The organism is Curtobacterium uvaldense, assembly GCF_028307415.1.
In the GTDB taxonomy this organism is placed as follows: Bacteria; Actinomycetota; Actinomycetes; order Actinomycetales; family Microbacteriaceae; genus Curtobacterium.
This window is the reverse complement of record NZ_JAQMHU010000002.1, coordinates 178643-203216: the sequence shown is the minus strand read 5'-3', so window position 1 is coordinate 203216 and position 24574 is coordinate 178643. Positions and strand designations below refer to the sequence as shown.

Annotated in this window: 27 protein-coding genes and 1 tRNA gene; 18 read left to right on the top strand and 10 right to left on the bottom strand. The window is 68.3% G+C overall.

Features of this window, described 5'->3' with window-relative positions; all coding sequences use genetic code 11:
* The first annotated feature begins 31 nt into the window (after positions 1–31).
* From PIJ49_RS02605 to PIJ49_RS02595, 3 genes are all read left to right on the top strand, one after another.
* A complete protein-coding gene (locus PIJ49_RS02605; protein ID WP_066653980.1) occupies positions 32–295 on the top strand; it encodes a hypothetical protein in 264 nt (87 codons plus the stop codon).
* Between the two features lie 138 nt (positions 296–433).
* Positions 434–1744 carry a PP2C family protein-serine/threonine phosphatase gene (locus PIJ49_RS02600; protein WP_271825634.1) on the top strand — a complete coding sequence of 437 codons (1311 nt, stop codon included), beginning with the start codon at positions 434–436 and terminating at the stop codon, positions 1742–1744.
* 132 nt (positions 1745–1876) lie between these two features.
* Positions 1877–2755 (top strand): glycoside hydrolase family 16 protein, encoded by an 879-nt coding sequence (locus PIJ49_RS02595; RefSeq protein WP_271825631.1) that lies wholly within the window; start codon positions 1877–1879, stop codon positions 2753–2755.
* Positions 2756–2810: 55 nt separating this feature from the next.
* On the opposite strand, the gene PIJ49_RS02590 is transcribed toward PIJ49_RS02595, so the two are convergent.
* Positions 2811–3020 carry a hypothetical protein gene (locus PIJ49_RS02590; RefSeq protein WP_058729470.1) on the bottom strand — a complete coding sequence of 70 codons (210 nt, stop codon included), beginning with the start codon at positions 3018–3020 and terminating at the stop codon, positions 2811–2813.
* Positions 3021–3066: 46 nt separating this feature from the next.
* A complete protein-coding gene (locus tag PIJ49_RS02585; RefSeq protein ID WP_066653974.1) occupies positions 3067–3408 on the bottom strand; it encodes a DUF3140 domain-containing protein in 342 nt (113 codons plus the stop codon).
* A 150-nt stretch (positions 3409–3558) separates the two neighbouring features.
* Here PIJ49_RS02585 and PIJ49_RS02580 point away from each other — a divergent pair, with 150 nt between their 5' ends.
* From PIJ49_RS02580 to PIJ49_RS02560, 5 genes are all read left to right on the top strand, one after another.
* On the top strand, positions 3559–4782 hold the full coding sequence (locus PIJ49_RS02580; RefSeq protein ID WP_209682923.1) for a zinc-dependent alcohol dehydrogenase: 1224 nt from the start codon (positions 3559–3561) through the stop codon (positions 4780–4782).
* Positions 4779–5687: an SDR family oxidoreductase gene (locus PIJ49_RS02575; protein ID WP_271825628.1), complete on the top strand. Its 909-nt coding sequence runs from the start codon at positions 4779–4781 to the stop codon at positions 5685–5687. Before PIJ49_RS02580 ends, PIJ49_RS02575 begins: the two co-directional genes overlap by 4 nt.
* A 106-nt stretch (positions 5688–5793) precedes the next feature.
* Positions 5794–5934, top strand: a complete 141-nt coding sequence (locus PIJ49_RS02570) for a hypothetical protein (protein ID WP_158407748.1) — start codon at positions 5794–5796, stop codon at positions 5932–5934.
* Positions 5935–6072: 138 nt separating this feature from the next.
* Positions 6073–6990 carry a methyltransferase family protein gene (locus tag PIJ49_RS02565; protein WP_066653968.1) on the top strand — a complete coding sequence of 306 codons (918 nt, stop codon included), beginning with the start codon at positions 6073–6075 and terminating at the stop codon, positions 6988–6990.
* A 191-nt stretch (positions 6991–7181) separates the two neighbouring features.
* Positions 7182–7337: a hypothetical protein gene (locus tag PIJ49_RS02560; RefSeq protein WP_158407747.1), complete on the top strand. Its 156-nt coding sequence runs from the start codon at positions 7182–7184 to the stop codon at positions 7335–7337.
* Positions 7338–7356: 19 nt separating this feature from the next.
* Here the strand turns inward: PIJ49_RS02560 and PIJ49_RS02555 are convergent, their stop codons facing one another.
* On the bottom strand, positions 7357–7650 hold the full coding sequence (locus PIJ49_RS02555; RefSeq protein ID WP_209682927.1) for a hypothetical protein: 294 nt from the start codon (positions 7648–7650) through the stop codon (positions 7357–7359).
* A 141-nt stretch (positions 7651–7791) separates the two neighbouring features.
* Here PIJ49_RS02555 and PIJ49_RS02550 point away from each other — a divergent pair, with 141 nt between their 5' ends.
* Genes PIJ49_RS02550 through PIJ49_RS02540 form a run of 3 tightly spaced genes read left to right on the top strand, consistent with a single transcriptional unit; the run spans position 7792 to position 9393 of the window.
* Positions 7792–8349: an RNA polymerase sigma factor gene (locus tag PIJ49_RS02550; protein ID WP_066653961.1), complete on the top strand. Its 558-nt coding sequence runs from the start codon at positions 7792–7794 to the stop codon at positions 8347–8349.
* The gene (locus tag PIJ49_RS02545) at positions 8346–8924 is read left to right on the top strand and encodes an Asp23/Gls24 family envelope stress response protein (protein WP_144411286.1); all 579 of its coding nucleotides are present in this window, start codon (positions 8346–8348) and stop codon (positions 8922–8924) included. Before PIJ49_RS02550 ends, PIJ49_RS02545 begins: the two co-directional genes overlap by 4 nt.
* A 58-nt stretch (positions 8925–8982) precedes the next feature.
* Complete coding sequence (locus PIJ49_RS02540) at positions 8983–9393, top strand: hypothetical protein (RefSeq protein ID WP_271825624.1); 411 nt, start codon at positions 8983–8985, stop codon at positions 9391–9393.
* Between the two features lie 230 nt (positions 9394–9623).
* On the opposite strand, the gene PIJ49_RS02535 is transcribed toward PIJ49_RS02540, so the two are convergent.
* Entirely contained in the window at positions 9624–9917 is a 294-nt protein-coding gene (locus PIJ49_RS02535) for a hypothetical protein (RefSeq protein ID WP_271825623.1), read from the bottom strand.
* Between the two features lie 25 nt (positions 9918–9942).
* Here PIJ49_RS02535 and PIJ49_RS02530 point away from each other — a divergent pair, with 25 nt between their 5' ends.
* Both PIJ49_RS02530 and PIJ49_RS02525 read left to right on the top strand, forming a co-directional pair.
* Entirely contained in the window at positions 9943–10548 is a 606-nt protein-coding gene (locus PIJ49_RS02530; protein ID WP_066653955.1) for an HD domain-containing protein, read from the top strand.
* Between the two features lie 46 nt (positions 10549–10594).
* Positions 10595–11563, top strand: coding sequence for a helix-turn-helix transcriptional regulator (locus PIJ49_RS02525; RefSeq protein ID WP_066653953.1), 969 nt, complete (start codon positions 10595–10597; stop codon positions 11561–11563).
* A 9-nt stretch (positions 11564–11572) separates the two neighbouring features.
* Here the strand turns inward: PIJ49_RS02525 and PIJ49_RS02520 are convergent.
* Positions 11573–11659, bottom strand: a tRNA-Val gene (locus PIJ49_RS02520).
* Positions 11660–11999: 340 nt separating this feature from the next.
* Entirely contained in the window at positions 12000–12710 is a 711-nt protein-coding gene (locus tag PIJ49_RS02515) for a hypothetical protein (RefSeq protein ID WP_066653951.1), read from the bottom strand.
* 637 nt (positions 12711–13347) lie between these two features.
* Between PIJ49_RS02515 and PIJ49_RS02510 the strand changes: the two genes are divergently transcribed.
* Positions 13348–15552 (top strand): phospholipase A2, encoded by a 2205-nt coding sequence (locus PIJ49_RS02510; RefSeq protein ID WP_066653949.1) that lies wholly within the window; start codon positions 13348–13350, stop codon positions 15550–15552.
* A gap of 489 nt (positions 15553–16041) precedes the next feature.
* Positions 16042–16686 (top strand): hypothetical protein, encoded by a 645-nt coding sequence (locus PIJ49_RS02505; RefSeq protein ID WP_144411285.1) that lies wholly within the window; start codon positions 16042–16044, stop codon positions 16684–16686.
* A 1178-nt stretch (positions 16687–17864) separates the two neighbouring features.
* Here PIJ49_RS02505 and PIJ49_RS02500 read toward each other — a convergent pair.
* Positions 17865–18080, bottom strand: coding sequence for a hypothetical protein (locus PIJ49_RS02500; protein ID WP_271825619.1), 216 nt, complete (start codon positions 18078–18080; stop codon positions 17865–17867).
* A 622-nt stretch (positions 18081–18702) separates the two neighbouring features.
* Positions 18703–19332, bottom strand: coding sequence for a DUF4145 domain-containing protein (locus PIJ49_RS02495; protein WP_271825617.1), 630 nt, complete (start codon positions 19330–19332; stop codon positions 18703–18705).
* A 919-nt stretch (positions 19333–20251) separates the two neighbouring features.
* On the opposite strand from PIJ49_RS02495, the gene PIJ49_RS16965 reads away from it, so the two are divergent.
* The gene (locus PIJ49_RS16965) at positions 20252–20767 is read left to right on the top strand and encodes a GntR family transcriptional regulator (protein WP_442874587.1); all 516 of its coding nucleotides are present in this window, start codon (positions 20252–20254) and stop codon (positions 20765–20767) included.
* On the opposite strand, the gene PIJ49_RS02490 is transcribed toward PIJ49_RS16965, so the two are convergent.
* Positions 20764–21510 carry a hypothetical protein gene (locus PIJ49_RS02490; protein ID WP_271825615.1) on the bottom strand — a complete coding sequence of 249 codons (747 nt, stop codon included), beginning with the start codon at positions 21508–21510 and terminating at the stop codon, positions 20764–20766. The two genes, PIJ49_RS16965 and PIJ49_RS02490, sit on opposite strands and share 4 nt — an antisense overlap.
* A 209-nt stretch (positions 21511–21719) precedes the next feature.
* Between PIJ49_RS02490 and PIJ49_RS02485 the strand changes: the two genes are divergently transcribed.
* Complete coding sequence (locus PIJ49_RS02485) at positions 21720–22436, top strand: SDR family oxidoreductase (protein ID WP_271825614.1); 717 nt, start codon at positions 21720–21722, stop codon at positions 22434–22436.
* Complete coding sequence (locus tag PIJ49_RS02480) at positions 22433–23545, top strand: hypothetical protein (RefSeq protein WP_271825613.1); 1113 nt, start codon at positions 22433–22435, stop codon at positions 23543–23545. Before PIJ49_RS02485 ends, PIJ49_RS02480 begins: the two co-directional genes overlap by 4 nt.
* Position 23546: 1 nt before the next feature.
* On the opposite strand, the gene PIJ49_RS02475 is transcribed toward PIJ49_RS02480, so the two are convergent.
* Positions 23547–24527 carry a 3-oxoacyl-ACP synthase III family protein gene (locus PIJ49_RS02475; RefSeq protein ID WP_271825611.1) on the bottom strand — a complete coding sequence of 327 codons (981 nt, stop codon included), beginning with the start codon at positions 24525–24527 and terminating at the stop codon, positions 23547–23549.
* Between the last annotated feature and the right edge of the window lie 47 nt (positions 24528–24574).

Here is a 24574-nt window from a genome sequence, read left to right as displayed (position 1 = left end):
CGGACGTGCCCGGGGGTGCGACGATGGGCGCATGCCGAAGGACGAGCTGACGGTCGAGGAGGCGACGGCGATCGCCGAGCACGCCCGGTCCGGGGCGCTCCCGCTCGAGGACCCCGAGGTCCGCCGCGTCGTCGAGCAGGCGAACCGGACGCTGGTCCGCGCGCAGATGTGGGGCGAGGACCGCAGCCCGAGGCTCCGCCGTCGTCGGCGGTGGCTCGCCGCGGGCGCGCTGGTGATGGTGCTCGTCTGGGTCGCCGGGCTGCTCGTCCCCCTCGCCTTCCGTCTCGGCCTCTGAGACCTGCGGTCGACCGTCGCGCGAGCGCAGGAGCGACGACCGATCGTCGTGTGAGCCGCGTCGCGTGAGCGCGGCTCAACACGCCCGGCCCTCGGAGTGGGGTTGCCCGGAACACCCCGTCCGGGTTGACTCGACCGCGTGACGAGCACCGCGGACCGCCCCTCGTCGACGCCGACGTGGACGATCAGCGTGCGCGACGACACCGGTCCGATCGTGCTCGGCGGCCTCCGGACGTCGTGGGCTCCGCTGGCGAAGCAGACCATCATCGCCGCGCTGATCGTCGGGGCTGCCGTGGGGAGCACCTTCTCCCCGTGGCTCGAGGTCACCGACGCCCCGCTGATGTGGAGCGGGGTCGCGATCGCCCTCCTCGGCCTGGTCTTCGCCGCCGTGGCCGTGCGCTCGTCCGCGGCGATGCGGGTCGAGCTGCTCGTCCCCGCGATCGACTTCTTCGCGGTCGGCTTCCTGCGCTTCGGCACCGGCGACGCCGCCTCGGTCTTCACCGCGATCGTGGTGCTGCCCGTGGTGTGGGTCGCCGCGAACCCCGGGCGACGGCACGTGGTGTGGCCGGTGCTCGGCACGACCGGCACGCTGCTGCTGTCCTACGCGATCTCCCCGACCGAACCGCGGCCGAGCGAGCTCGTGCGGCTGTTCATCGTCGTGTTCGTGTTCGGGGCGACGGCTGCCGTGACGAACGAGCTCGCGCGGCAGGCCGGCCTCCAGCTCGCCGCGGTGCAGCGCCGGCGTCGGGTGGCCGAGGGCGAGATCGACCGCGCGGCCCTCGTGCAGCAGTCGCTCCTGCCGACGACCGCCGCGGGGCTGCCCGGGGAGCTCCGCGCGGTGGGCGTGTGCATCCCCGCGCGGACGGTCGGCGGCGACTTCTACGACTGGTTCCCCACCCCCGACGGCGCCGCCTTCACCCTCGGCGACGTGATGGGCAAGGGCGTCGGCGCCGGCATGATCGCCGCCGCCGTGCGCTCGCTCATCCGCAGCACCGTCGACGAGTCCGACCCCGCGGTCGCCGTCCGCCGCGCCGCGACCGGGCTCGCGACCGGGACGTCCGACCTGACCAGCGGACAGTTCACGACGTGCTTCCACGTGCGGGTCGACCGTGACGGGCACGCCCGGTGGGTGGACGCCGGGCACGGGCTGACGGTGCTGCGGAGCGTCGACGGCACCGTCCGCCCGCTGCGGTCGGCGCACCTGCCGATCGGTGTCGGCACGAGCTGGACCGCCGAGGACACCTCCCTCGAGCCCGGCGACGTCATCGTGGCCGTGAGCGACGGCGTGCTCGACCTGTTCGGCGGCGACCTCGACTCGCTCGACCGCTTCGAGGCGTGGGTGGCGGAGCGGGACCACCCGCAGCAGGTCGTCGACGGCATCGCCGAGCTCGCGCACGCCGACGAGCACCCCGACGACGTCACCGTGCTGTGCGTCGGCTACGTCCCCTGAGCGGACCGACCCCTCGTCGCGACCGCGGTCCGGCGCGCGTGTCCCTCGAAGTGTGGACTGGTCACCGGACCGATCACGGGGGATGATCGTGCGTCCCGTCCACCGACGGGCACGAGGACAGGGATCCCCCGGATGCTGCACGACCACACGCCGACCGACGCCGCCCACACCGTCGACCGACGCCGCTTCCTGGCGCTCGGGCTGGGCAGCGCCGCAGCCACGACGGCCGCCGTCGGAGCGGCACTGACGCCGGACGACCACGCCGCGGCGGCCACCACGACGTCGTCCGGAGGGGTGCTCCTCGCCGCTGACGAGTTCGACGGCGCCGCCGGCAGCGCCCCGAACCCGGGGATCTGGCGGTTCGACACGGGCGCCGGCGGGTGGGGGAACGCCGAGCTGCAGACCTACACCGACTCGCGACGGAACAGCGCGCTGGACGGCGCGGGCAACCTCGTCATCACCGCGCGACGCGAGGCCGACGGCACGTACACCTCCGCGCGGCTGAAGACCGAGGGCACCTCCACCGCGCAGTACGGCCGGATCGAGGCACGCATCCGGATCCCGCGCGGGCAGGGGATCTGGCCCGCGTTCTGGATGCTCGGCGCGGACATCGGGCAGGTCGGATGGCCGGCCTGCGGCGAGATCGACGTGATGGAGAACGTCGGGTACGAGCCCGGCGCCGTGCACGGCACCGTGCACGGACCTGGCTACTCCGGAGCGCAGGGGCTGTCGGCCGCTGCGACCCTGCCGAACGGTGCGGCCTGGGCGGACGCCTACCACGTCTTCGGGGTCGATTGGCGCCCGGGATCGGTCACGTGGCTCGTCGACGGCGTCGCGCAGCGCACGGTCACCCGGGCCGACGTGGGGACGTCGCCGTGGGTCTTCGACAAGCCGTTCTTCGTGCTGCTCAACGTCGCCGTGGGCGGCACCTGGCCCGGGTCGCCGGACGCGACCACGCGGTTCCCGCAGCAGATGCTCGTCGACTGGGTGCGGGTCTGGCAGCAGGCCTGACGGCGAACGGGACCCGCGGGGCGAGCCCGCCACGCTCCTCCCGTCCGTCCAGTGCTCAGCGCCTCGCGCGTGCCAGCAACCAGAGGTACGTCGCGTGGCCGACCAGCGCCAGGCCGAAGAACACCGCGGCGACCGCGTAGACGCGGTCGAGCTTCCCCTGGCCGATGACGAGCATCACGACGCAGAACACCACGGCCGCGGCGAGCACGCCGACCTGGATCGTCGACCAGATGCGGCGGAAGCGGGGCATGCCGGAGTCGTCCACGACCCCATTCTGCCCGACCGGCATGACGGTCCCGGGTCGCCGCGGCCTACTTCTCCGGGTCGTGGCCCCAGTTCATGAGCGAGTACCGCCACTTCGAGTCGTGGGAGTCGCCCTTCGGCTCCTGCTTCGAGTGCCGCGCCACGTAGCCGACGACCTTCCGCATGTGGGCGTAGTCGTCGTCGGTGTAGTCGCCCTGCTTCTTCTCGAGGATACGGACGATGTGCCGCCCGCTCTCGTGTCCGGTGGACTCGCCGCCGCCGTCGGACTTCTGTCCGACCTCCTTCGACTCGTCCGTGTCGAGCCACTTCCGCAGTTCGGACGCGGTCATGTTCACCGCGTCGGCGAAGTCGTCGCGCGTCTGCTTCTCGTCGTGCTGGTCGTCGCTCATGGCGGCCAGCGAACGCGCCGGGCCTGGGTGTCCACGCAGCGCTGCGTGTCCCCCGTTCCGGTGCGCTGATCGGACGCCGCTCCGCGTCCGTCCAGCACTGGTCGGGTTGTGTGTCCCCCGAACACCCCCACGACAGGAAGCGAGAGCAACATGCGCGCAGTGGTCTGGCACGGCATCGGGGACATCCGTCTCGACGAGGTCCCGGAGCCCACCATCCAGCACCCGGAGGATGCGATCGTCCGGATCACCCGCAGTGCGATCTGCGGCACGGACCTGCACTTCGTCCGCGGCACCATGGCACCGATGGAGGAGGGCACCATCCTCGGGCACGAGGCCGTCGGCGTCGTCACCCAGGTCGGTGACGCCGTCCGCGGGTTCAGCGCCGGGGACCGCGTCGTCATCAACTCGACGATCTCGTGCGGCGCATGCCGGTACTGCCGGATGGGCAAGACCGCGCAGTGCGACGTCGCGAACCCGAACGGCCCGCAGGCCGGCACGAGCTTCTTCGGCGGCCCGCAGTCGACCGGGCCGGTGAACGGTCTGCAGGCGGAGTACGTGCGCGTGCCGTACGCCCGCAACACGATGCACCCGCTCCCCGAGAACGTCAGCGACGAACAGGCGATCCTGCTCTCCGACATCTTCCCGACCGGCTGGTTCGGCGCCGAGCTCGCCGGGGTCACCCGCGGCGACGTCGTGGTCGTGTTCGGCGCCGGCATCGTCGGCCAGTTCGCCGCCGCCTCCGCCTACAAGCTCGGCGCAGCCCGCGTGATCGTCGTCGACGGCGAGGAGACCCGGCTCGCCGCGGCGCTCGCGCAGCACTGCGAGGTCGTCGACTACAACCGCGAGGACCCGGTGCAGGCGATCATGGACCTGACGAACGGCATCGGCGCGGACGCCGTGATCGACGCCGTCGGGGTCGACGCGGAGCGCCCGAAGCAGGGCCCCGCAGCAGTGTCCGACGAACAGGCCCAGCAGTTCGACGCCGAGGTGCAGCAGGTCGCGCCCGACGCCTCGCCGGACGGCTTCGGCGAGCAGCAGCAGTGGAAGCCCGGTGACGGCCCGTCGCAGGTCGCACAGTGGGCGGTCGCGTCGGTCGCGAAGTACGGCCGCATCGGCATCATCGGCGTCTACGGTCCGACCGCACAGTCGTACCCGATCGGCGAGGCGATGAACAAGAACCTGACGATCCGGATGGGCAACTGCGACCACCACTCGGTCACCCCGCCGCTCATCGACCTGGTGGCATCGGGGCAGTTCGACCCGACCGCGCTGATCACCGAGCACGAACCCATCGGCGACGCGATCGCCGCGTACGAGGCCTTCGACCGCCGCGAGCCCGGCTGGGTCAAGGTCGAACTGGAGGCGACACGATGACCACCGCACCGAGCGACCAGTACGCCTTCGGCGACCCGCGCAGCCGCTACCCCGACGTCTCTCCGGAGCCGCAGACCCAGGACGAGCCAGGCCTGCAGTCGCAGATGACCCCCGTCCCCGACCTCGGCGAGTCCAGCTACCGGGGCACGGGGCGCCTCGAGGGCCGGAAGGCCCTCATCACCGGAGCCGACTCGGGCATCGGCGCCGCCGTGGCGATCGCCTTCGCCCGCGAGGGGGCCGACGTCGTCCTGGCCTACCTGCCCGAGGAGCAGTCCGACGCCGACCACGTGATCGAGCAGATCGAGGCGGCCGGGCGGAAGGCGGTCGCGGTCCCCGGTGACCTGCGCGACAAGGCCTACGCGGGGCAGCTCGTCGAGCGCGCCGTCGCCGAGCTCGGGGGCATCGACGCGCTGGTCAGCGTCGCCGGCAAGCAGCGGTGGCAGCCCGACCTGCTCGACATCACCGACGACCAGTTCGAGGCGACGTTCGACGTCAACGTGTTCGGGCTCTTCCGCCTGGTGAAGGCAGCCCTGCCGCATCTGCAGCCGGGGTCGACGGTCACGACGACCGCGTCCATGGAGGCCTACCAGCCCGCGCCGGACCGCCTCGACTACGCGGCGTCGAAGGGCGCGATCAACAACTTCTCCAAGGGGTTGTCGCAGCTGCTCGTCGAGCGCGGCATCCGGGTCAACATCGTCGCCCCGGGTCCGACCTGGACCGTCCTGCAGCCGAGCGGCGGCGTCGACCCGCAGTCGCTGCCCGAGTTCGGCAGCAGCGAGTCGCCGATGGGCCGCGCGGCCCAGCCCGCCGAGCTCGCGCCGGCGTACGTGTTCCTCGCGTCGCAGGAGTCGAGCTTCGTGGCCGGCGAGACCCTCAACGTCAACGGGGGCATGGTCACGCCCTGACCCCGGACCGCCTCGGCTCGTGGAGCGGACACGCTGCTCCCCGAGCGGGAATGCCCGCGCAGCCGCCGACGTCGAACCATCCACACACCACGCGAAGGAGCACACCATGACCCTCGACCTCCACAAGGGGAACAGCGTCGACACCGAGCGTCACTGCCTGCCGACCAGCACCCTGCACGCCCTGCACGACGACCAGCAGGAGCAGACGTTCGGACGCTGGCTCGGCCAGATCAACGGACAGCGCTGAGCGCGTTCGCTGCGCGCTGACGGACGGGAGGCGCGGTGCCGGCTGGCACCGCGCCTCCCGTCCGTTCGTGGTCATGCCGGACGCCGCCGGTCACGGCGAGACGCCGTCACGTCGGCGCGGCGCTGCTAGGTTGCAGCTGTGTCGTGGGGTCGGTGGTGGTTCGCGCTGCAGGCGTCGGGCGGCGCCGTCTGGTGGCTGCTGGTCCCCACCGTGCCGATCGTCCGGACCGCGACGCTCGGCTCGCTCGACCCCGTGCCGGTCGCCGCACTCGACGTCCCGCTGTTCGTCGTCGCCTCGGCACTGGCCGCCGCGGGCCTCCGCTGGTCCGCCGTCGTCGCCACGGGGTGGACGGTGCTCGTGCTGCTCGGGACGGCCGCCTGGGCGACGGTCACCCGTGAGGCGGGCTGGGGTGTCGTCGCGATGACCGCAGCGACCGTCGGCTCCGTCCTCGCGCTGTGCCACGTGCTGCTCGGGCGGGTGCCGACCGAACTCGTCACGTCGGGTCCGCTGCGCTTCCGGACCGCCGACCCGGACGCGGGACCCGTCCGGCACCTCCTCGGGACCGCGGTGCAGATCGTCGTGTTCTGGGGGCTCTTCCTCGGCGTCCTCCCGCTGCTGATCGCCGCCGCCGAGACCCGGTGGCGGCTCCGTCCCCCGCTGCCCGACGCCGTCGTGCAGGTGGTCAGCGGGACCGGTCTCGTCGTCTTCGTGCTGGCGAGCCTGCTCGGCCTCGCCTCGGCGGTGTCGATGTCGACGCGTGGCGGCGGGACCCCGTTGCCGTCGGCGATGCCCAACCGGCTCGTGGTCGCCGGCCCCTACCGGGTGGTGCGGAACCCGATGGCCCTCGCCGGGCTGACCCAGGGCGCTGCGGTGGGGCTCGTCGCGGCGTCCTGGACGGTGCTCGTCTACGCGGTCGCGGGCTCCGTCGTGTGGAACTGCGTCGTGCGCCCGCTCGAGGAGCGCGACCTGGAGCAGCGGTTCGGTGATGACTTCCGCCGCTACGCCGCAGCCGTCCGGTGCTGGGTGCCGCGGTTGCGCCCGGTACCGCGGAGCTGAGCGCGCGCCACGGGACGCAGCACGAGCGCGCGAACCGGATGGTCCGCCCGTCCGCGTCCGGAACACGACCGGACCCGCCGGGTGCCCCGGAGCGCGTGCAGTGTGGACGGAGCCGTCCGACCGGGCGGCACCCCGCTCGCGCAGACCCGCCGGCGAGGACGGCCGGCGGGACGACGCGGGAGGTGCAACGGGTGCGATCGAGACTCTCCGACCTGCACGAGGAACCGGGCGAGTGGCACCGGCGTGGGCTGCGTCACCCGGACGAGATCGCGTCCCTCGTGCACACCCGGCTGCTGGAGAACGTCCCGGCCGACCCCGCGTACCGCGACTTCTTCTCCGCCGAGTGAGCGTCGTGCGTTCCTCCGCTCAGAGCTCCCGGAGCATGCGGCCGGCGACGGCGTCGTTCCAGGACGTGGTGGCCCCGACCTCGGTCGCGGTGTGCAGTCCCCCGTGCCCGTCCTCCAGCCCGCACCGCCACCGGTCGAACACGCTCATGCAGAGCGTCCGTGCCGTGCGCACCGCGCCGGCGACGGGCCGCTGCGGCGCTGCGTGGCGGAGCGGACGCTGCGGCGTCCTGTCGCCGAGCGGGTCCGTGGTCGCGTCGTCGGTCGGCTCCGGTTCGACAGCGGGCAGGGGGGTCGTGGTGGTGTCGTCGTGCATCTCACCAGTGGGACGTCACGAGCAGCGGATCCGTCACGAACTGACACACCCGACACCACGCGGGCACTCCCCGCGCTGCCGGTGCATGCTCGGTGGAGACCGGTCCACCGACCGGCAGCCCGAGTCGGACGGAAGGCGGGGATGAGCGACGGCACCGCGCTGCAGCACGCATCCGACGCGACGCTCGTCGCCCGCGCGGCCGACGGCGACGTGCTGGCCTTCGAGGTGCTCGCCCGCCGGCACGGACCGCTGATGCGCGTCTACGCGGAGCAGGTGCTCGGCTCCAACGTCGAGTCCGACGACGTCGTGCAGGAGGCATTCCTGACGGGGTGGCGGAAGCTCGCGGACCTCGAGGACGCCGAGCGGTTCCGCCCCTGGATCATGCAGATCGTCACCCGCCGGGCCCTCGACCGTCTCCGGCGTCGACGTCACCACGACGACCTGGACGACCATGACGAGGCGGCCGACCCGTCGCAGGCCCCGGAGCGTACCGTCGAGACGCGCATGCAGCTCGACGCGATGTGGGCTGCTCTGGACCGGATGCCGATCGACCAGCGTCGGTGCTGGCTGCTCCGGGAGACCGCCGGGTACAGCTACCAGCAGATCGCCGAGGAACTCGAGCTCCCGACGTCGACGGTGCGGGGCCTGCTCGCACGGGCACGACGGTTCCTCGCCGCGGAGATGGAGGGATGGCGATGACGACCGACGACCTCCCCCTGCCCGACGACGACCTCGACGGCCACACGATCGAGGAGATCGCGGACTACCTCGACCGCGGTCGGGACCCGATCGACCCGTCCATCGAGGGCTCGGCGGTCTGCCGACTCGCGATGACGAACATGCAGCGCCTGCGCGAGCTCTCCCTCGGCGCGCTCGAGCAGCGCGCCGGTGCCGAGCCCGACCGGGAGACCGCCTGGGTCGACCGGTTGCTCGGGGCGATCCGCGCCGAGGTGCGGCCCGGTCGCGACGTCCCGGTCGCCCACCCCGATCCGCGCCTGCGCCTGGCGGTCACCGAGGCGGCCGTGCGCGGACTCGTGCGCCGTGCCGGCGACACGATGGGCGGCGTCGTGATGGGCCGCTGCGTGCTGCGGGGCGACGTGGAGGAGCCCGGAGCCGCGGTCAGCATCGACGTGACTGCCGGGCTCGTGTACGGCGGGTCGGCCCCGGAGACCGCCGAGCGCCTGCGGGTCACCGTCGCCGAGGCCGTCGAACGGCACACCGAGCTGCGCGTCGAGGCCGTCGACGTCCACTTCGACGACGTCTACCTGCCCTGACGACCACCGCCTGCCCGACCGGCGGCGAGACGACCCACCAGCAGCGAGGAGCGCGACCATGGACGACGAAGCGATCTCACGCACGGTGACGGCCGGCATCCGACACGTCCCCGGGGTCACCGGGGTCTACCCGCCCCGACCCGTCGCCGCCGCGGCCGAGACCGTGGTCGACGCGGTGGTGCCCGTACCGCTCCGTCTGCACGACCCCGACGTCCTGGTCGACGTGGACCGACGCGGCGGCCGCGTGCACGTCGTCACCGGCATCAGCGTCGACGGCGGCCGTCCCGCCGCGGACACCCTCCGCGCGGTGGGCGAACGGGTCCGCGACCTGCTCGACGCGGACACGACCGCGACGGCGGACCTCATCAGCGTGACCGTCCGGCTGGTCGAGGACCCGGTCGACGCGGCCGTGACGCCTCCCGAGGGCGGGCCGTCGGACGCGACCGCGCTGCCGACGAGCGATGTCTGAGCGCTTCCGCTCGGAACTCCCCCACCCGTAAAGTCGTACCGACGCGCCGGGACCGTACACGCTCGTGGTCGGCGAGCACCAGCTGTCGTCCTGGGACCTCGGCCCCACCGGCAGGGCCGGCAGCGCACCGGACGGGAGGCGCGTGGCGGATCAGCGCCACGTCGCGCGTCCGACGCCGCGCCGGTCCGGAGGCACGTGGCCGGCCGGCACCGTGCCTCCCGTGGGTCGCGTCACCGCTGCGAGCGTCCGCCACCCCGACGGCGACGAGCGCGCGCCGCCTCGGCGAGCACCGCAGTGAGCGCCACGGACGCGACCAGGGCGAGCCCTGCCCAGACGGACCGGAAGTCGACTCCACCGCCCTCCGGGGCGAGCAGCACGAGGGCCACGCCCCAGCACGCCGCGGCGAGTGCCCCGACCCCGGCCGCGACCGCGAGTGCGGCGAACGCCGCCGACCACGGGTCCCAGCGCGCGGGCGGGTGCGGCGGCGCGGGGCGACGGTCGCCGTAGGGCGGCTGCGGGTCCATGCGGTGAGCATGCCATGATCCGGAGGTGCGCATCGACGACTTCCCCGTCCCGGAGACCCCGGCCGCCCGAGCGGCTGCGTCGCTCGCCACGCGCTACCAGTCGACGGCGATCACGGCGCACGCCGTCCGGTCCTGGTACTGGGCAGCGGGCTTCGCGGCGCTCGACGGGCTCGACGGCGTCGACCACGAACTGCTGTGGGTCGCGGCCGTCCTGCACGACATCGGCACCGTGACCGAGTTCGACAACCACACGGTGTCCTACGAGCACGCCGGTGGGCACGTCGCCGTCGCCCTGACGACCGGGGCGGGTTGGGCCGTCGAGCGGCAGCAGCGCGTGCTCGACGTGATCGTGCGGCACAACTGGCCGGACGTCGACGTCCTCCTCGACCTCGAGGGGCACCTGCTCGAACGCGCGACCGGGCTCGACGTCTCCGGTGCGGGGGCCGAGCTGCTGCCGGAGTCGTACCTGCGCGAGGTGCTCGCACGGCACCCCCGCGGCTCGCTGGCTGCGGAGTTCGGCGCGTGCGTCGCCGACCAGGCCGCTCGCAAGCCCGACACCGCAGCGCGGCGCCTGGTCGACGGCGGTGTCGTCCGGAAGCTCGCGCAGAACCCGCTCGAGGCGCTGTCCTGACCACGACGCGCGCGCGAGGCTCAGCCGGACGTGTCAGCATCGGATCATGACCACCGCCGAACCCGACGTCCGTCACGTCGTCGAGGCGTCCGGCGACGACCTCGACGCGGCCCGAGCGGTGTTCGAGTCAGCGTACGGTGCCGCCGGGTTCCTGCCCGAGCGGACCGAGCGGGACTTCGGCTACCGGTTCCGATCGGTCGGTGGCGAGGGGATGTCGCTGGACTCGAAGCGCTTCGACGGTCGGATGGCCGGCGAGGTCGACGCGACGAGCCACTACTTCGTGACGTGGGTCAGCGACGGCGGCGGACTGCTGGACATCGACCGCGACGAGGTGGCGCTCGCGCCCGGACGCCCGATCGTGTTCCCGAGCGAGCGCCCGTACCGCTTCGACCTCGCCGACGTCCGGCAGAACGTGGTGCAGTTCGACCGCCGCACGCTCGAGCGCACCGCCGCCGAGCTGCACGGCACGGAGCCGGCGCCGCTCGTGTTCGACCACGCCGCGCTGCCCCGACGGGAGGACGTCCGGACGTGGAACGCCGAGCTGCGGGCCTCCGCGCAGGTCGTCCTCGGTGCCACGCCGCTGTCCCCGCTCGCGATGGCCGAGGCCACCCGGCGCACCGCGCTGGCGATGCTCCGGACCTTCCCGCACACGACCCTCGCGCCGGCCGCGCCGGTGCCCGTCGGCGCACGGGGCCGGGTGCAGCAGGCGATCGAGTACATGCACGCCAACGCCGACGTCCCGATCACCACGACCGACGTCGCCGAACACGTCGGGCTCAGTGTCCGCGGGCTCCAGCAGGGCTTCCAGCGGCAGGTCGGGATGTCACCGAACTCGATGCTCCGCGGGATCCGCTTCGACCGGATCCGGACGGAGCTCCGGTACCACTCGGTGGGCGAGACGACCGTGGCGGACACCGCACGACGGTGGGGGTTCGCACACGCCGGGCGGTTCTCCTCCGCCTACGCGAAGCGGTTCGGGGAGCTGCCGAGCGAGACCCTGCGCGCGCGTCGCTGAGCGACTGCGTGGGCCCTGCCGGGATCGAACCGACGACATCCACGGTGTAAACGTGGCGGACCGCGCAAACGTCCGCAGCGATACGCAGCGCTTCCCAGTGATGGCGCGGAAGTAGCTTGCGGACAACTGCGAACAAAAGCACCCGGCTGCGCGTGGTCACCGGCAGCACACCGGCAGCTTGTGCCGGTCGTCCTCGAGTTCCCCGCCGTGGCGCCGGCCTCCCCTACGCCGACGACACGCACCGCTACCGCCTCGGCCGCCGATATCGCCGCCCAATGAAACGGCGGCTGCCTGGCGACGCTCGGCAGGCGGCGCGAGCACGGCGTACTCCCCCCCCGCGGCAAACCGCTAACGTGTGTCGCGCCGTGCACGTAAAGGTCCGCCGCCGAGCAGCTGCTGATGCTTCCGGCCGAGACGACAGGCGCCCACCTCGGAACTACTGGCCGAGCTGTCCGAGCGCCGCTGCGACACCGTCATAGCCGAGAGTGGCCGCGTGTGTGATGGCACCCGTGACCGCAGGGACAATCAGCTTGGCCGCGGCGTCCCGCCATCGGGGACTACGCTCCTCGTCCGCCTGTCCGGCTGCAGCCTGCATGGCAACCCAGAGCCGCTCAGCAGCGCTCGCATAGTCGAAGCCCCCAGCGAGCGTCTCATCCTCCATCGCATCGCGAATCTCGCGCACCAGCTTCACCAAGTAGTAGCGAAGCTCCGCGCTGATGGTCTGGTCTTCCTCAAGGAGGCCAATCGCTTCGTCGACGACGGCACTGAGCCGGTCGAGTCCGCCCGGCGCGATCCTCCCCTTGGTCGCTTCAATGAGGGTGCCCAGCATCTGCAGCTGCCCCATCGCTGCTGAAGGGAATGCCGCGCCAGGGTCGGACTGCTGACCCCAAGTGGTCCCCGCATTGGCCGCCATGCGGCCCCATTGCGGGAACGACTCCCTCGAGACGTAGACGTTGAGACCGTCCGCCTCCATCTCGCTGAGCGCACGATCGATAGCCGTGAGCAGAGCGCTGGTCTCGAGCATCTTTGTAGTCGCAACCATCGGGTCAGCGTTCCAGCCTCGGGCGTCATTTGCGACCACGCCGGCTGCGGCCGCCTCGCGCCACTCAAGGAAGATGTCGTACAGCGCGTATGCGGCGTTGATCATGAGAAGAGCCTAGGTCTCGCGTGGAAGAGAGGCTCGATCGCCGGCATCGGCTTCGGCGCTTACTTCAACATCAATGTTGTCGAACCCGCCGGCTGTGACCCGGACACGATGGGTCGTCACTCCTTGCGGGCTCGTGGGTCTTGAATCTGGAACCCACTGGTACCGGGTCAGGCCTTGCGATGGTGCGCGTCCTTGTGCCCTTGATCCGCGTCGTTCCGCGGTTCTGGCTGGTGTGGAGCATCGTAGCGTTCGCGTCGCTACGCCCTTGATGTGCCCTTCCTGCGCATCGTTTTAGGACCCAAAACGGACCCTGCGGCCCCCCGGCGCGTCGCGGCGTTGTGGCTGTTCACGCTGACTTGCGTGAGAATGCCCCACCCTCTCTTGCGTTCGATCAGCCCAGAGCTCCAACTGGACAGCTGTTCGGCGCTAGCCATTTGGCGCTAGCCGACTGGCTGGGATCATCAGCTCGCAGGTTGACATAGACTGAGAGAACGCTCAGCCCATTCCGGAACTATTACCTCTGAACTGGGATTTTTCTGGCGAGCCCCTCTTCGGGGGACCTGTGCCGGTATTCAGACTTCTTCTAGCCTTCGCGAACTGACGGCAACCCGTGCTGTCAGCTGACCTAGGGGGTCTCGTGCGCACGCTGCTGCACAGGCCGCGCCAGAGGAAGCGCAGCATCGCTGCCGCAACCCTGAGCGCGCTCGCAATCCTTGGCTCGCTGCTGGTCGCAACGCCAGCGCAAGCCCTCAACGACACCGGAACCGGCGGCGTATTCGTCCCGGCAACCGGACGCTTCCTCGACACGGGGAGAAACATCGGCGGCTTCGACACCCCGATGCCTGCCAAGGGCTGGCGCACCGTCCAGGTGACCGGCAAGAACGGCGTCCCGGACGACGGTTCCGTTGGAGCTGTATCCGTCGTTGCGACCGCGGCGAGCATCTCGCATCAGGGCATCCTCTACGGGCGCCCGAACGCAGCCGCGAAGACGACGCTCATGGGTATCTACGGTGGTGAGAGCGAGCAAAACACCTCGTTCTCCGCTGTCCTCGCGGTGAATCCCGACGGCACGATTCAGGTGCAGGCCGAGACCAGCATCCGGCTCATCCTCGACGTGCAGGGCTACTACACCGCCAGCGACGACGGTACTGCCGCCGGCGGCTTCGTCCCGCTGAACGGCTCGCGCATCGCTGACACCCGCTCCGGGCTCGGCTTCCCACAGCAGACCATCGGCGCCGGCGAGCGTGTCGACCTGCAGGTCTCCGGACGCGGCGGCATCCCGAAGGGTGCTTCCGGCGCGATCATCAACATGATCGCCGTCAACCGCACCGCCTCCGTCGGGTACCTCACCCCGTACGCCACGGGCGACACCCGTCCGTCGAACTCCTTCAACTACGCCGGCAACGTGCCGACCTCGATGCAGGCGCAGGTCAAGCTCTCCGCTGACGGCAAGATCACCATCTACAACAACAACAGCACCACCGACCTCGTCGTCGACACCCAGGGTTACTTCACCGCCGCTGGGAAGGGAGGCGCCGTCTTCACTCCCGGTGCTGGCCGTGCGTACGACACCCGCTCCAGCGGCAACACAGTCATGGGAAAGAACGAAACCCGTTCCATCCAGATCGCCGGCAAAGCAGGCGTCCCCGTCATGGGCTCTGGTATCAAGGCCGTTGTCCTCTCGCTCACCTCGCTGAAGTCGACCGCTGGTGCCGGCAATGCGACGGTGTGGGCAGACGGCACAACCCGCCCGAACACGACGTCGATCAATTTCGACGAGACTACGATCCGCACGAACACCATTACGGTACCGCTCGGCGCGAACGGCAAGGTCGCAATCAACAGTGTCGCTGACCCGACCGACTACGTTTTCGACGTCCAAGGCTGGTACAGCAATCCTCAAGCCCCTCGTCTGACTTGCGCCGCTCCGTTCGGGGCTGGAACATGGACCGCTACCACGGGAAGCGATGATATTGCGGCGTCTTGCACTGTAAGCGCGCCTGCTGCAGTCGAGGCTGGGCAAACGGTCGACGTGTACCTGAACGACCTTCCGCTCGAGTCTTATTCACTGAATGACACTACGACGTCCTCGTTCACCTTCACGACTCCACCCTTGTCTGGGCTAGTGAAGCTGCGTGCAGAACTGTCCAGCAGCACGGGGTTGGCGCCCTCCGTGGCCTACGAATTTGGGGTTGGTCAGTGGCAGAACGAGGCATTACAGCCAAGTCTTGCGAACGGGGCAGTGGTGAACCCGGAAGTGGTTTCCCTTTACCCGCTTCCCCAGTCAGGGCTCCTACCTGGCGATGCTGCGATCGCTTATGAGCTCCGCGACCTGACAACCGGCGTCACGCAGGCGACCACTACTGGTAACGTCCCGCTCGGCCTTTACGACCTTCCCCGAGGGCACTCCTACTCATGGAAGGCGAAAGTTTCGGCTGCCACCGCATGGGACGAACGAGGCGATATTCAGACCGCAGATTGGTCGTTCCGAGTCGCGAACGAGGGGGAGGACGTTCCTGACGCCACCGACCCCGAGCCGACCGCGAGTGGGGAGATGACCACTTTCGCTGCACCCAACGGTTGTAGCTATTCGCCCGACACGTGGGGTAAGGCGAAGTTCAGGCCCGCTTGCGACGCCCACGACATCTGCTATGGCAATAAGAAGAAGATTAACCGCCTGACCTGCGACGTCGCGTTCCTCGGTAACCTTACGTATGCTTGCAACAAGGCTTACCCCAAGGGTGCTACGCGAAACTCTTGTGCTGGTGTCGCTGGTGGCTACTACACCGCTGTTCGTGGCGCTGGCTGGGCCTTCTATAAGGGAAACGGACGTAATAACTGATGAGAATGCCAGGGGTAGTCGTTGCTGCAATCGTTCTTCTTGCGGTCGGTTTCGTTGCAACTGCAATCGGCTCTGTATGGACCATACTGAGTCCTCCCGGTGGGGGCGTTAACTTCGCTGCAGGATTGATTTACAACGGAGGAATGCTGGTCGGTCTAGCTGGCCTCGGTTTTGGAGTTGCCGCTGCTGTTACTGCACGTCGTAGGTGAGGTCGTAGGCGCTGATCCGGACGGCGACTAACGACAGGTACGCGTAGATCCTCGAGCATGCCCGATCTTTTCGTAAGTCCCCTCAATACAAGCACCCTCAGCCACTGGACTGAGGGTGCTTGCTTTGAGGGGTGTTCGGTGGACCTAGAGGCTCTTCTTCACTGGGGAAGACAGCGCGATGGCAAACCTGCTGCTGACCTGATCGACCAGAGGCCTACCGGCGCCCCGGACGGCGCGGTCGTGATGCCGATCGACGGCGGTCGATGCAAGACTCCCACGCATGACACTTCCTCTATGGCTGCAAATCGTCACCCTTGCCGTCCCCGTCGCCGTCGCCGTGATCTCCAGCATTCTGGCGTCGCGGGCCGCGGGCAGAGCGCAACACGCAGAGGCGGAGGCTGCACGTCTTAGAGCGCTTGAGGAGCGCACAGCGCAGAAAAAGTTCGAGCTGTATCAGCCCTTCCTCACAACGCTAAACGACCTTCTCACTCCGAATCGGAGCGCGGCCGCTCTGGCCGGTATGGAAGACGTCATTACGAACTTTCAGGGCTTCGTGACGGTTTGGGGTTCGGACGAAGTGATCGAGACATTTTACCGGTGGCGCACTTCAGCCAACTTGAATCCGCCGAACTTGGTGACGATGCGACTCATGGCTGATCTTCTCGTGGCAGTGCGTCGCGACATCGCTTGGCCTGATACCAAGGTGCCGACGCTTTACATGATCGGTCACCGAATCAAAGACATTCACGAACATCCCGAGATGGTAAAGGCGATGACACTGCCACTAGATCAGTTTTTGGCGAGCCAAGATTGGACGCCGCCGTTCACGGTCCCGACAGGCACGGCAGGAAGAAGCCAGCGGTCAGCAGCTAACCCCAAGCGTCTGACTGTTCACGAGTCCAGTAGTGGTCGGGACGAACAGTGAGCCGGCGCTGGCCAACGAAGGAGACGGGGCCTTGCGTCCAGCGGAACTGCACTCGCCAAGACGAACGAGCTGGCTCCGACGCTAACGCGGCGTACTCCTCTTCAGTAAGTGGCACCCTGTGGCCGACCTCACTCTTGGCATCCAAGACCGGAGCGAGGCTCGTCCAGGGCGTCCATCGGGCCTTGCCCTGTCGAGTTCGTACCTTGACGTGCCGCGCTGACCCTGCCCCGAGGTTACGGAAATACAGCGACCAGTAGGGCTTTCCGTACTCGGCCGACACATCGTTACGGATCACGTGCATAAGCGGCACTGGCTCTTTGAAGTAGTTGAACAGCAGCGCGAAGGTCGCAACCAAAGCCGCATAGATGGAGAGAACGAGGGAGAGCATGCCTAGATTCTGGAGGTTGTAGGGTCAACGCAAGGGGCGCCGCTCCGATGCATCATCTGTCGAACCTGACCTTAGCGCGGCTTGCACGGTGAAATTCGATAGGGCCGGGATTGGACCAAGGTCTAGCCAGTAGACCGCCTGTATGACGCGGCTCACCGTCATGGAACTCGATTGTCGACGTACTCGCCCGACTTACACTCCAAGTTCGGCGACTCTTCGCTACCCCTGGCTTGGCACAGCGTCGCTGCGAAGAGGCCATCAGCGTGCAGTCATTGGAGGGCACGATCGCGGCACAATCTCAGGCACCACTTCAAGCGGGCCGAGCGGCGTGCATGCTTCTCCCAGCGTCAACCGCGGCGCGCACACCTCAATCCCCCAGCTCCCAGGTTAGACACCGGCAGCTCACCGGCAGCTGCCCGGATTCTCCTCCCGCCGGCCACACATTATTTCCGCATGGTGGGGCCTGAACTGGGTTTTTCTGGTGGGCCCTGCCGGGATCGAACCGACGACATCCACGGTGTGCACGTGGCGGACCGCGCAAACGTCCGCAGCGATACGCAGCGCTTCCCAGCAATGGAGCGGAAGTAGGCTGCGAACGCTTGCGGACCACAACGACTGCGGAGGCGTGGTCACCGGCAGCACACCGGCAATTGAGCCCCGTGATCCTCGAGCTCCTGCGGGCTCAGCTCTGAGTGAACATCGCCCTCCCACTCGGCTCGAACGAGAGCATAGGCCCGGTTCGAGCACCGCAGCAGTCGAGCAGGCCCGCTCGCGCCCGGCGGCTCGTCGGCTAGCGCGACGCGGGGTGGCGCGGGAGCCCGACGGCGTGGGCGAGCTGCCGGAGCAGGATCAGGAGACGCTCGCGGTGCCACTGCAGGTTCCGCGCAGCGAGGTCGCGCTCTTCCTCGATGTCGCTCGTGGCGCAGCGCTCGAGGTCGATGAGGAGCGGGACGAGGATCGCGAGCTCCAGTCGCGGGTTGTGCGGCAGCAGACGTGCTTCGTGCATGATGGGCCTTCCGTTGTCGATTGATGACCGAGTGTCGTCGCTTGGAACTATCGACCGCCGTCGTCACGACCTCCGTCGAGCGCGCAGCAGCATGTCCTCTACTATCGGCTCGCGCTCCCTCCGCTGAATCGGGCGAGACCGCGCCCGCTGTTGATCTCGCCCGGCGGGCCGCACGCTCCGCACCGGCGAGGTGCTCCGACGCCGATCCCGCAGCCCGGAGCCCGGAGCCCGACACAATCGATCCCGCCTCCGTCTACCTCAAGCTCGACCGACGACCCCATCCTCACCGCGCACCACACGAGGAGCAAACGTAAGCCCGAACTGCCCCTGCACCCCGACACCGTCGCCGAGATCGAATTACACGCGGGCGGAGGCGAACCACGACAGGCTCGAGGCGGCGACGTCCAAAACGCTAGCTCGCGACGAGGGTGGCGCTGCGCACGTCGACGAGCTGGACTTCGTCCCACCCGAGCATTAGCGGGCGCTCGTCGCGACGATCGGTACCGCACTGACGTCCGCCGCGAAGCTCGAGCTGAAGAACGGCGGCCAGAAGGCCGACAACGCAAAGTCGCTGCTCCGCGAGCCCGGAGCCGCGCTGCTGCTCGTCCCCAACGCAGAATAGCTACCCGCCGGTCCGCTTCGCTCTGATTCGCTCCAAGCGGGCAGGGTCCTGAAACACCTCAGTCAACACCGAGGCCATAAGCGCGAGAATCTCCTCTGAGTCGACGGCATCGGGTATCAAATCGATGTCCCCGTGTGCCATGTCGTTCCCGGCGAAGCGGACTTCGTGGGCCTGCTCAGCGATCGCCGGTCGAATGAGCTGCGCATCGCGCATCGCGTTGATTTTCGAGGCGAGTACGCCGTTGCTGATGCCCTTCGTCTTGGCGGTCGCTTCGATCACCGTGCGGGCCATCAGGATCGCTGCCATGTGGTTGCCGATGGAAGCGCTGCGATAAGCCTCCTTCGCGGCTCGCTCAATCGGGGCAGGAACGTCAGGCACCTCCGGCGTTTCTGCTGACATTGGAAGCCAAGTCACACTCGAGCCTGCCCTGTCGAGCACTCGCCCCACGCTTCCAAGGTCAAATCCCGGACTCGCGCTGGCCGACGGATCGCGCCCTTCAACAACGGAGAGCCGACTGCAGAAATCGCAGCTGGCGGCAGCCCGAACCTGTGCACCACTGTCGAACACCTGGCCCCACCGAAGAGTCACGTGGCTGTACTTGGCGCAGTAGGGACACAGGATCGTGGGCATGCGACCATTCTGACCGATCCTCGGAGTTGAGTAAGCCCGTCGACGCATTCGTCCGGTCCCTGTTCTCCGTGGAGCAGCTCCGGGCATCCGTGACTGCACCGCCTCAAGGAACATCTGGGACAGCATCTTCCGTGCCGGCGGATGGTGGTGTCCCTGTTCGCGTAAACAATCTTCAGCGCCGACGCCCCGTCCATCCGGGATGTCGACACGATCGACTGCACCCGCGAGGCGATCGCCCGCGACATCTTTGGCGCGACAAAGGACCGCACCTTCTTCGATAACCCCGCCGGCCAGGTCGACTACACCTCTGCGCCCCGACCGCGTACATCCTCGGCCGCCGCGTTCACGTTATGTGAGTGTGCTACAGCAGGGCCGAGAAGACGATTCGAGGCATGACGTCGCCGTGGCGTACGTCGACGGGATCACCGTCCTCCCCGAGGAGTTCTTTACTTAGCTACTGGACGGCATGCCGGTGAACGGTGCCCACCCGTGCCGGGCCACGCGGTAGGCATGCGAGCCCGCAGCCGGCAGCGCCCCCCCCCAAGTATTCGACGAGGACCTAGGTCTCATCGATGCATCGCATCGATGTCGGGCAGTCCGAGGCAAACGTCGGATGGCGAGTGATGCCTCTGTCCACCGTTCAGCGAAGGAGGACGCGACCTGACTCCGGAACCCACTGGTACCGGGTCAGGCCCTGAGATGGTGCGCGTCCTTGTGCCCTTGTTCCGCGTCATTACGCGGTTCTGACTGGTGTGGAGCATCGTAGCGTGCGCGTCGCTGAACCCTTGATGGCCCTTGATGCGCGTCGTTTCTGGGCCCCAAAAGGACCCTCGAAGCACCATCCAGGGGCGACAGCGCCAGGCGGCCAGGCGCCACTCCTGCCCGGTCACAGGGTCCATGAAGCCTGATATACGGGATCATGGCATTCCGTCGGCACCTCCTTTCATCGCACTGTCGAGATGAGCTCACGCGCTGGGCACTCACGAAGGGCGCCCAGACGATGCGACTCGACGATCTCGCGACGCAGCTGCGTGTCTCGCGGACGCCCGTCCGTGAAGCGGCTCGAGACCTGGAAATGATCGGTCTCGTCCACAACGTCCGGTACGTCGGCTTTCGCCCTTCGTTCCTCGGGCCCCACGAGATGCAGCAACGAACACTCATCCTTGGATCCGCTCTGCTTAACGGCTTCCCGCCAGCTGGGCTCGACCTGCACGAGCGAATCGCAACCTGTGCCCACGGGAGTTGGGCGGCGTACAGCTGGGACGCGCTGCAGGCCTGGCCTGAGTGCGCGCACCAGTGGGGCATCGACCTGCGACCGCACTCGTTAGCGTTGGCAAGGATCGTCGCGAAGGCGGAGCAAGCGGAGACCCCGGAGGAGCTTGGGTCGGCGGTCCTAGCGTTGCACGAAGTGTTACTCGAGGCTCGGCGCAACTAGGAGCCGTGGGATGCGGAAACGAAGGAGAGGAGGCGGTACGCCCTCCGAAGGACGAGCTGTAGTGACGATACGTCCTCCATCCCACTTGGGGTGGACGCGTGCCGGAGCGCCGCCACGATCGCCCGCGCCTCGTCCGCCACTGTGCCGATGCCCTGGGCCGGAAGCTCACCGAACAGGTCGAAGACGACCTTGAGCGTTGTCTCGAGTAGCTCCGCTTGCTCGTCGTCGTCGGCGCGCTCGAGGTCGCGGTGCAGCCATTGCGCGGTGACCTGCCGCTTCAGGGGAAGGACCGAGCGGAGCATGTCCTCTGCATCATCGACGCTGGCGTGTGCGCACACGATCGCCTCTACTCCTCGGCGTACTGCGTCGAAGCGTTCAGAGTGACCGCCGCGGATCCACCGTTCCGCATGCCGAAGGTGGTCTGGCTGGTTGAGATCAATGGCGAACGTGGCGAGCACGTCACCCTGCGGCGACAAACCGGCCGAGGACAAGGCGAGGGCGAAAGTCGTCGCCTGGAGGCGGGAGTGCCGGGTTGGCCAAGTTGGTCCGGGCAGGCTGCGGCGCTCGGGGGTGAAGACTGCTGGGATCCACGCGAGCGGCGAGCGTAGACCCTCCACGAAGAAGACCGGGCGCCGACCATGGACGATGGGGATTCCGCCAGGGAGCAGCAGATCGATGCGGATGGAGCGCCGATCCAGGCCGAGGACGTCAGCAGTAGCGAGCACATCGGCTTCGAGTGCCACGGCCAGCGGGACTTTGCGAGCTGGGACGTCGTTTGCGACGGGTCGGGCGAGCAGAGATGCGGGCATGATCACACCTATCAGAGCTCGGACGAGCTCGGAGTGTGGACGCCTGACACTCGGACGCCGAGTGCTGGCACGGTCCGCGTTGGTTGGGAACTCAGTAGACGTCGCGCCTACCGATCGATGAACATGTAATATACACTACCCACATGCAGCACCTTGACACCTTCACTTCAGCACCTCACTCCGTTGCCCTCGTGATCGGGGCCTCCCGCGGCATCGGGGCCGCTGTAGCGGCTCGATTCTCGTCCCTCAACTACACGGTGGTGGGCACTCATCGCGGTACAGGCGTTCCAGCCGGCATCACTGGCGTCGAAGTCGACGTCACCGACCTCGAAGCCGTGACACGCACCGTTGAAGAGGTCGCCGCGGCTCACGGACGATTGGACACCCTCGTCTTCGCCGCGGGGATTACGCGCGATGCGCCCCTTCTCCGCATGCCCCTCGAGGCGATGGAGGCTGTTCTTCGCGTCAACACACTTGCACCCATGGTCGCGAGCAAAGCGGCTCTGCGCCCGATGCTCCGACAGCGCTCTGGATCGATCGTCTTGCTCTCATCGATGTCTGTGAAGTACGGGGTGGCCGGACAGAGCAACTACGTCACGTCGAAGAGTGCCGTAGAAGGGTTCGTACGCTCTTTCGCTCGAGAGTACGGACCGCGGCACATCAGAATCAACGCAGTCGCCCCGGGCGGCACCGATACGCAGATGGTTGCAGACATCAGCGACGAGGCTCGGAAGAAGATGATCGGTGACACCCCCTTCGGCCGTCTCGCCAGCGCCGAAGAGATCGCAGATGCCATCGTCAGCGTCTCCGAATTGACGTACATGTCCGGAAGCGTCGTGCCGGTGAGCGGCGGAGCATGAGCAGCGTAGGCGCACCCCCGGCTGGTGAGGCCGCTACGAGCGATGGTGCGCAGTGGCTCCTCCTGACCGGACAGGATCTCGATCGGGTGGTTCGGATTGGGCGCAAGCCGGTCGGGCCGGTGAGTCTTCGTCGGCAGTCGAGCATGCCAGCCCGCTTGGCGCTGATGCCTGCGTTGGAACGTGTCGTCAAGCAAGACCTGCGTCGCGTCGTGCACGAAACTGCCCTCGTTCAGGGCCAACGGTGGCAGGTCATCGTGCATCCGATTCGCACGCCCTTCACGGACACGCTCATCGCGGCTCACGCCATTGTGGCACCGGAGCACCAGCGGCTGCATCCACCAGAGCCCGCAGGATGCTGGGAGTGGCTCATCGAGCGAGCACCGGACGGATCGCCTTCGACACGGCGCAAGTCCTACTGGAATCGCGACCTCTTCGATGTGTACCGAGTGGACGCGGCGCAGCCAGCTCGCTCGCTAGGCGCCTGGGATGTGTCTGATTGGCAGAACGAGCTGGTCTACGAGGGCGATCGAGCGCGGATCGCACAGGCGGTCCGTGATGCACTGGATGGCGCGATGGGCCAGCTTTCGTCGCTGACCTTCCGCATTTGGTCAGGACTCGGCAGCCCGGACAGAGCACTCACTAACGTGCGCATCGTCGCGAAGCTGGGCACTCCGCTCCCAGACGGCACCCTCATCATCTCCGGGATCACCTACCGTGTTCCAGAGCAGTTCAACGAGCGCACCTTGCCGCTGGCGACGTCCGATATTGACGACATCATCCGAGGGCTGCAGACCCTAGATCCGTCGCCGACCGCGTTGGTGCACCCCGAGACCCTGGAAGTTTTCCTGTCCTCGCCACCGTGGACGCTTCTGTTCGGCCGCGGTGCAACCTCGTTGACTGACGCGATCAGCGCTGACGGGAGTCACCTCCACGACTTCCTCCTGGCCTGTGCCCAGGACACTGTCGCTCGAGAGTACGACGACACGGTCTCAGCAGCACCTCAGGAAGGGGACATGCTTCAGGCCCGCCTCACGGCGTGCGGGGTCGAATCACGCAGAGGCGTGGCGCTTCGCGACGTGCTCATCAGAATCACGCCGCTGCCCGAGTAGGTCACACCGCGTCAACGACCGACAGGAAGGCGCGCGGTGCTGCGAAGGTCTGTGCGGCGGCAGACATGCCCGCACCGAACCCAGCAGTCAGAACGCGAGCGCCGGGTTCGACGCGGCCGTCGGAAAGCGCTCTCGCGAGAGCGATGGGCACCGAGGCGCTCGACGTGTTCCCGGAACGCTGCACGTCACTCACGATCCTCTCCGATTCGAGACCGAGCGCACTCCCGAGGGCCGTCACAAGTCGCCCGTTTGCCTGGTGCGGAACAAACGCCGAGACGTCCCTCGGCTCGAGTTCGGCCCGAGCAAGGGCCTCGCGCAGGATGCGGGGCACGTTCGTCAGAGCCCAGCGGTACACAGCGGTGCCGTCCATCCGGAACAGTGGCGACGCGCCCTGCAAGACGGCGGTCGACCAGGAAGGCGGAGTCATTCCTATCAGCCCTGCTGCACTGGCGTCGGAGTGCGCGACCATCGGGGTGATGGATGCGCCTTCGCCTCTCACGACGAGCGCCGCGCCCGCACCGTCGCCGAAGACCGGGAACGTGCCCGGGTCCGCCGGGTCTAGCCATCCACTCATGCGCTCCGCGGCGACGACGACGACACGTCGAAAGTTGCCCGCGTTCACGAACGCCGAAGCGACCCCGAGCGCGTAGTTGAATCCGGCGCAAGCGGCGCCGCAGTCCAGGCCGGCCACGCCCGACCCCAACTCGTTAGCTAGTTGCGCTGCAATCGGTGGGACCTGAGCGTCGTGCGTCTGATGCGATGCGATCACGAGATCGATGGGGCTGCTCTCGAGGTCAGAAAGAGAGGAAAGCGCTCGGAGGGCGCGCCGTCCCAGCTCGGGAACACTGAGACCACTATAAAACCGGGTCTGGACACCGGTTCGTCTCGCAATCCATTCGGGTGCGACCCCGAGCTGAAGGTCAGCGTTACTGACTACCCGGCCATGCTGATACCCGGCGATCGCTTCGAGGACGGCTCGCATTCTGATATCTTAACGTGCTACGGCGACGACCGTGAGGTGCAAGCGAG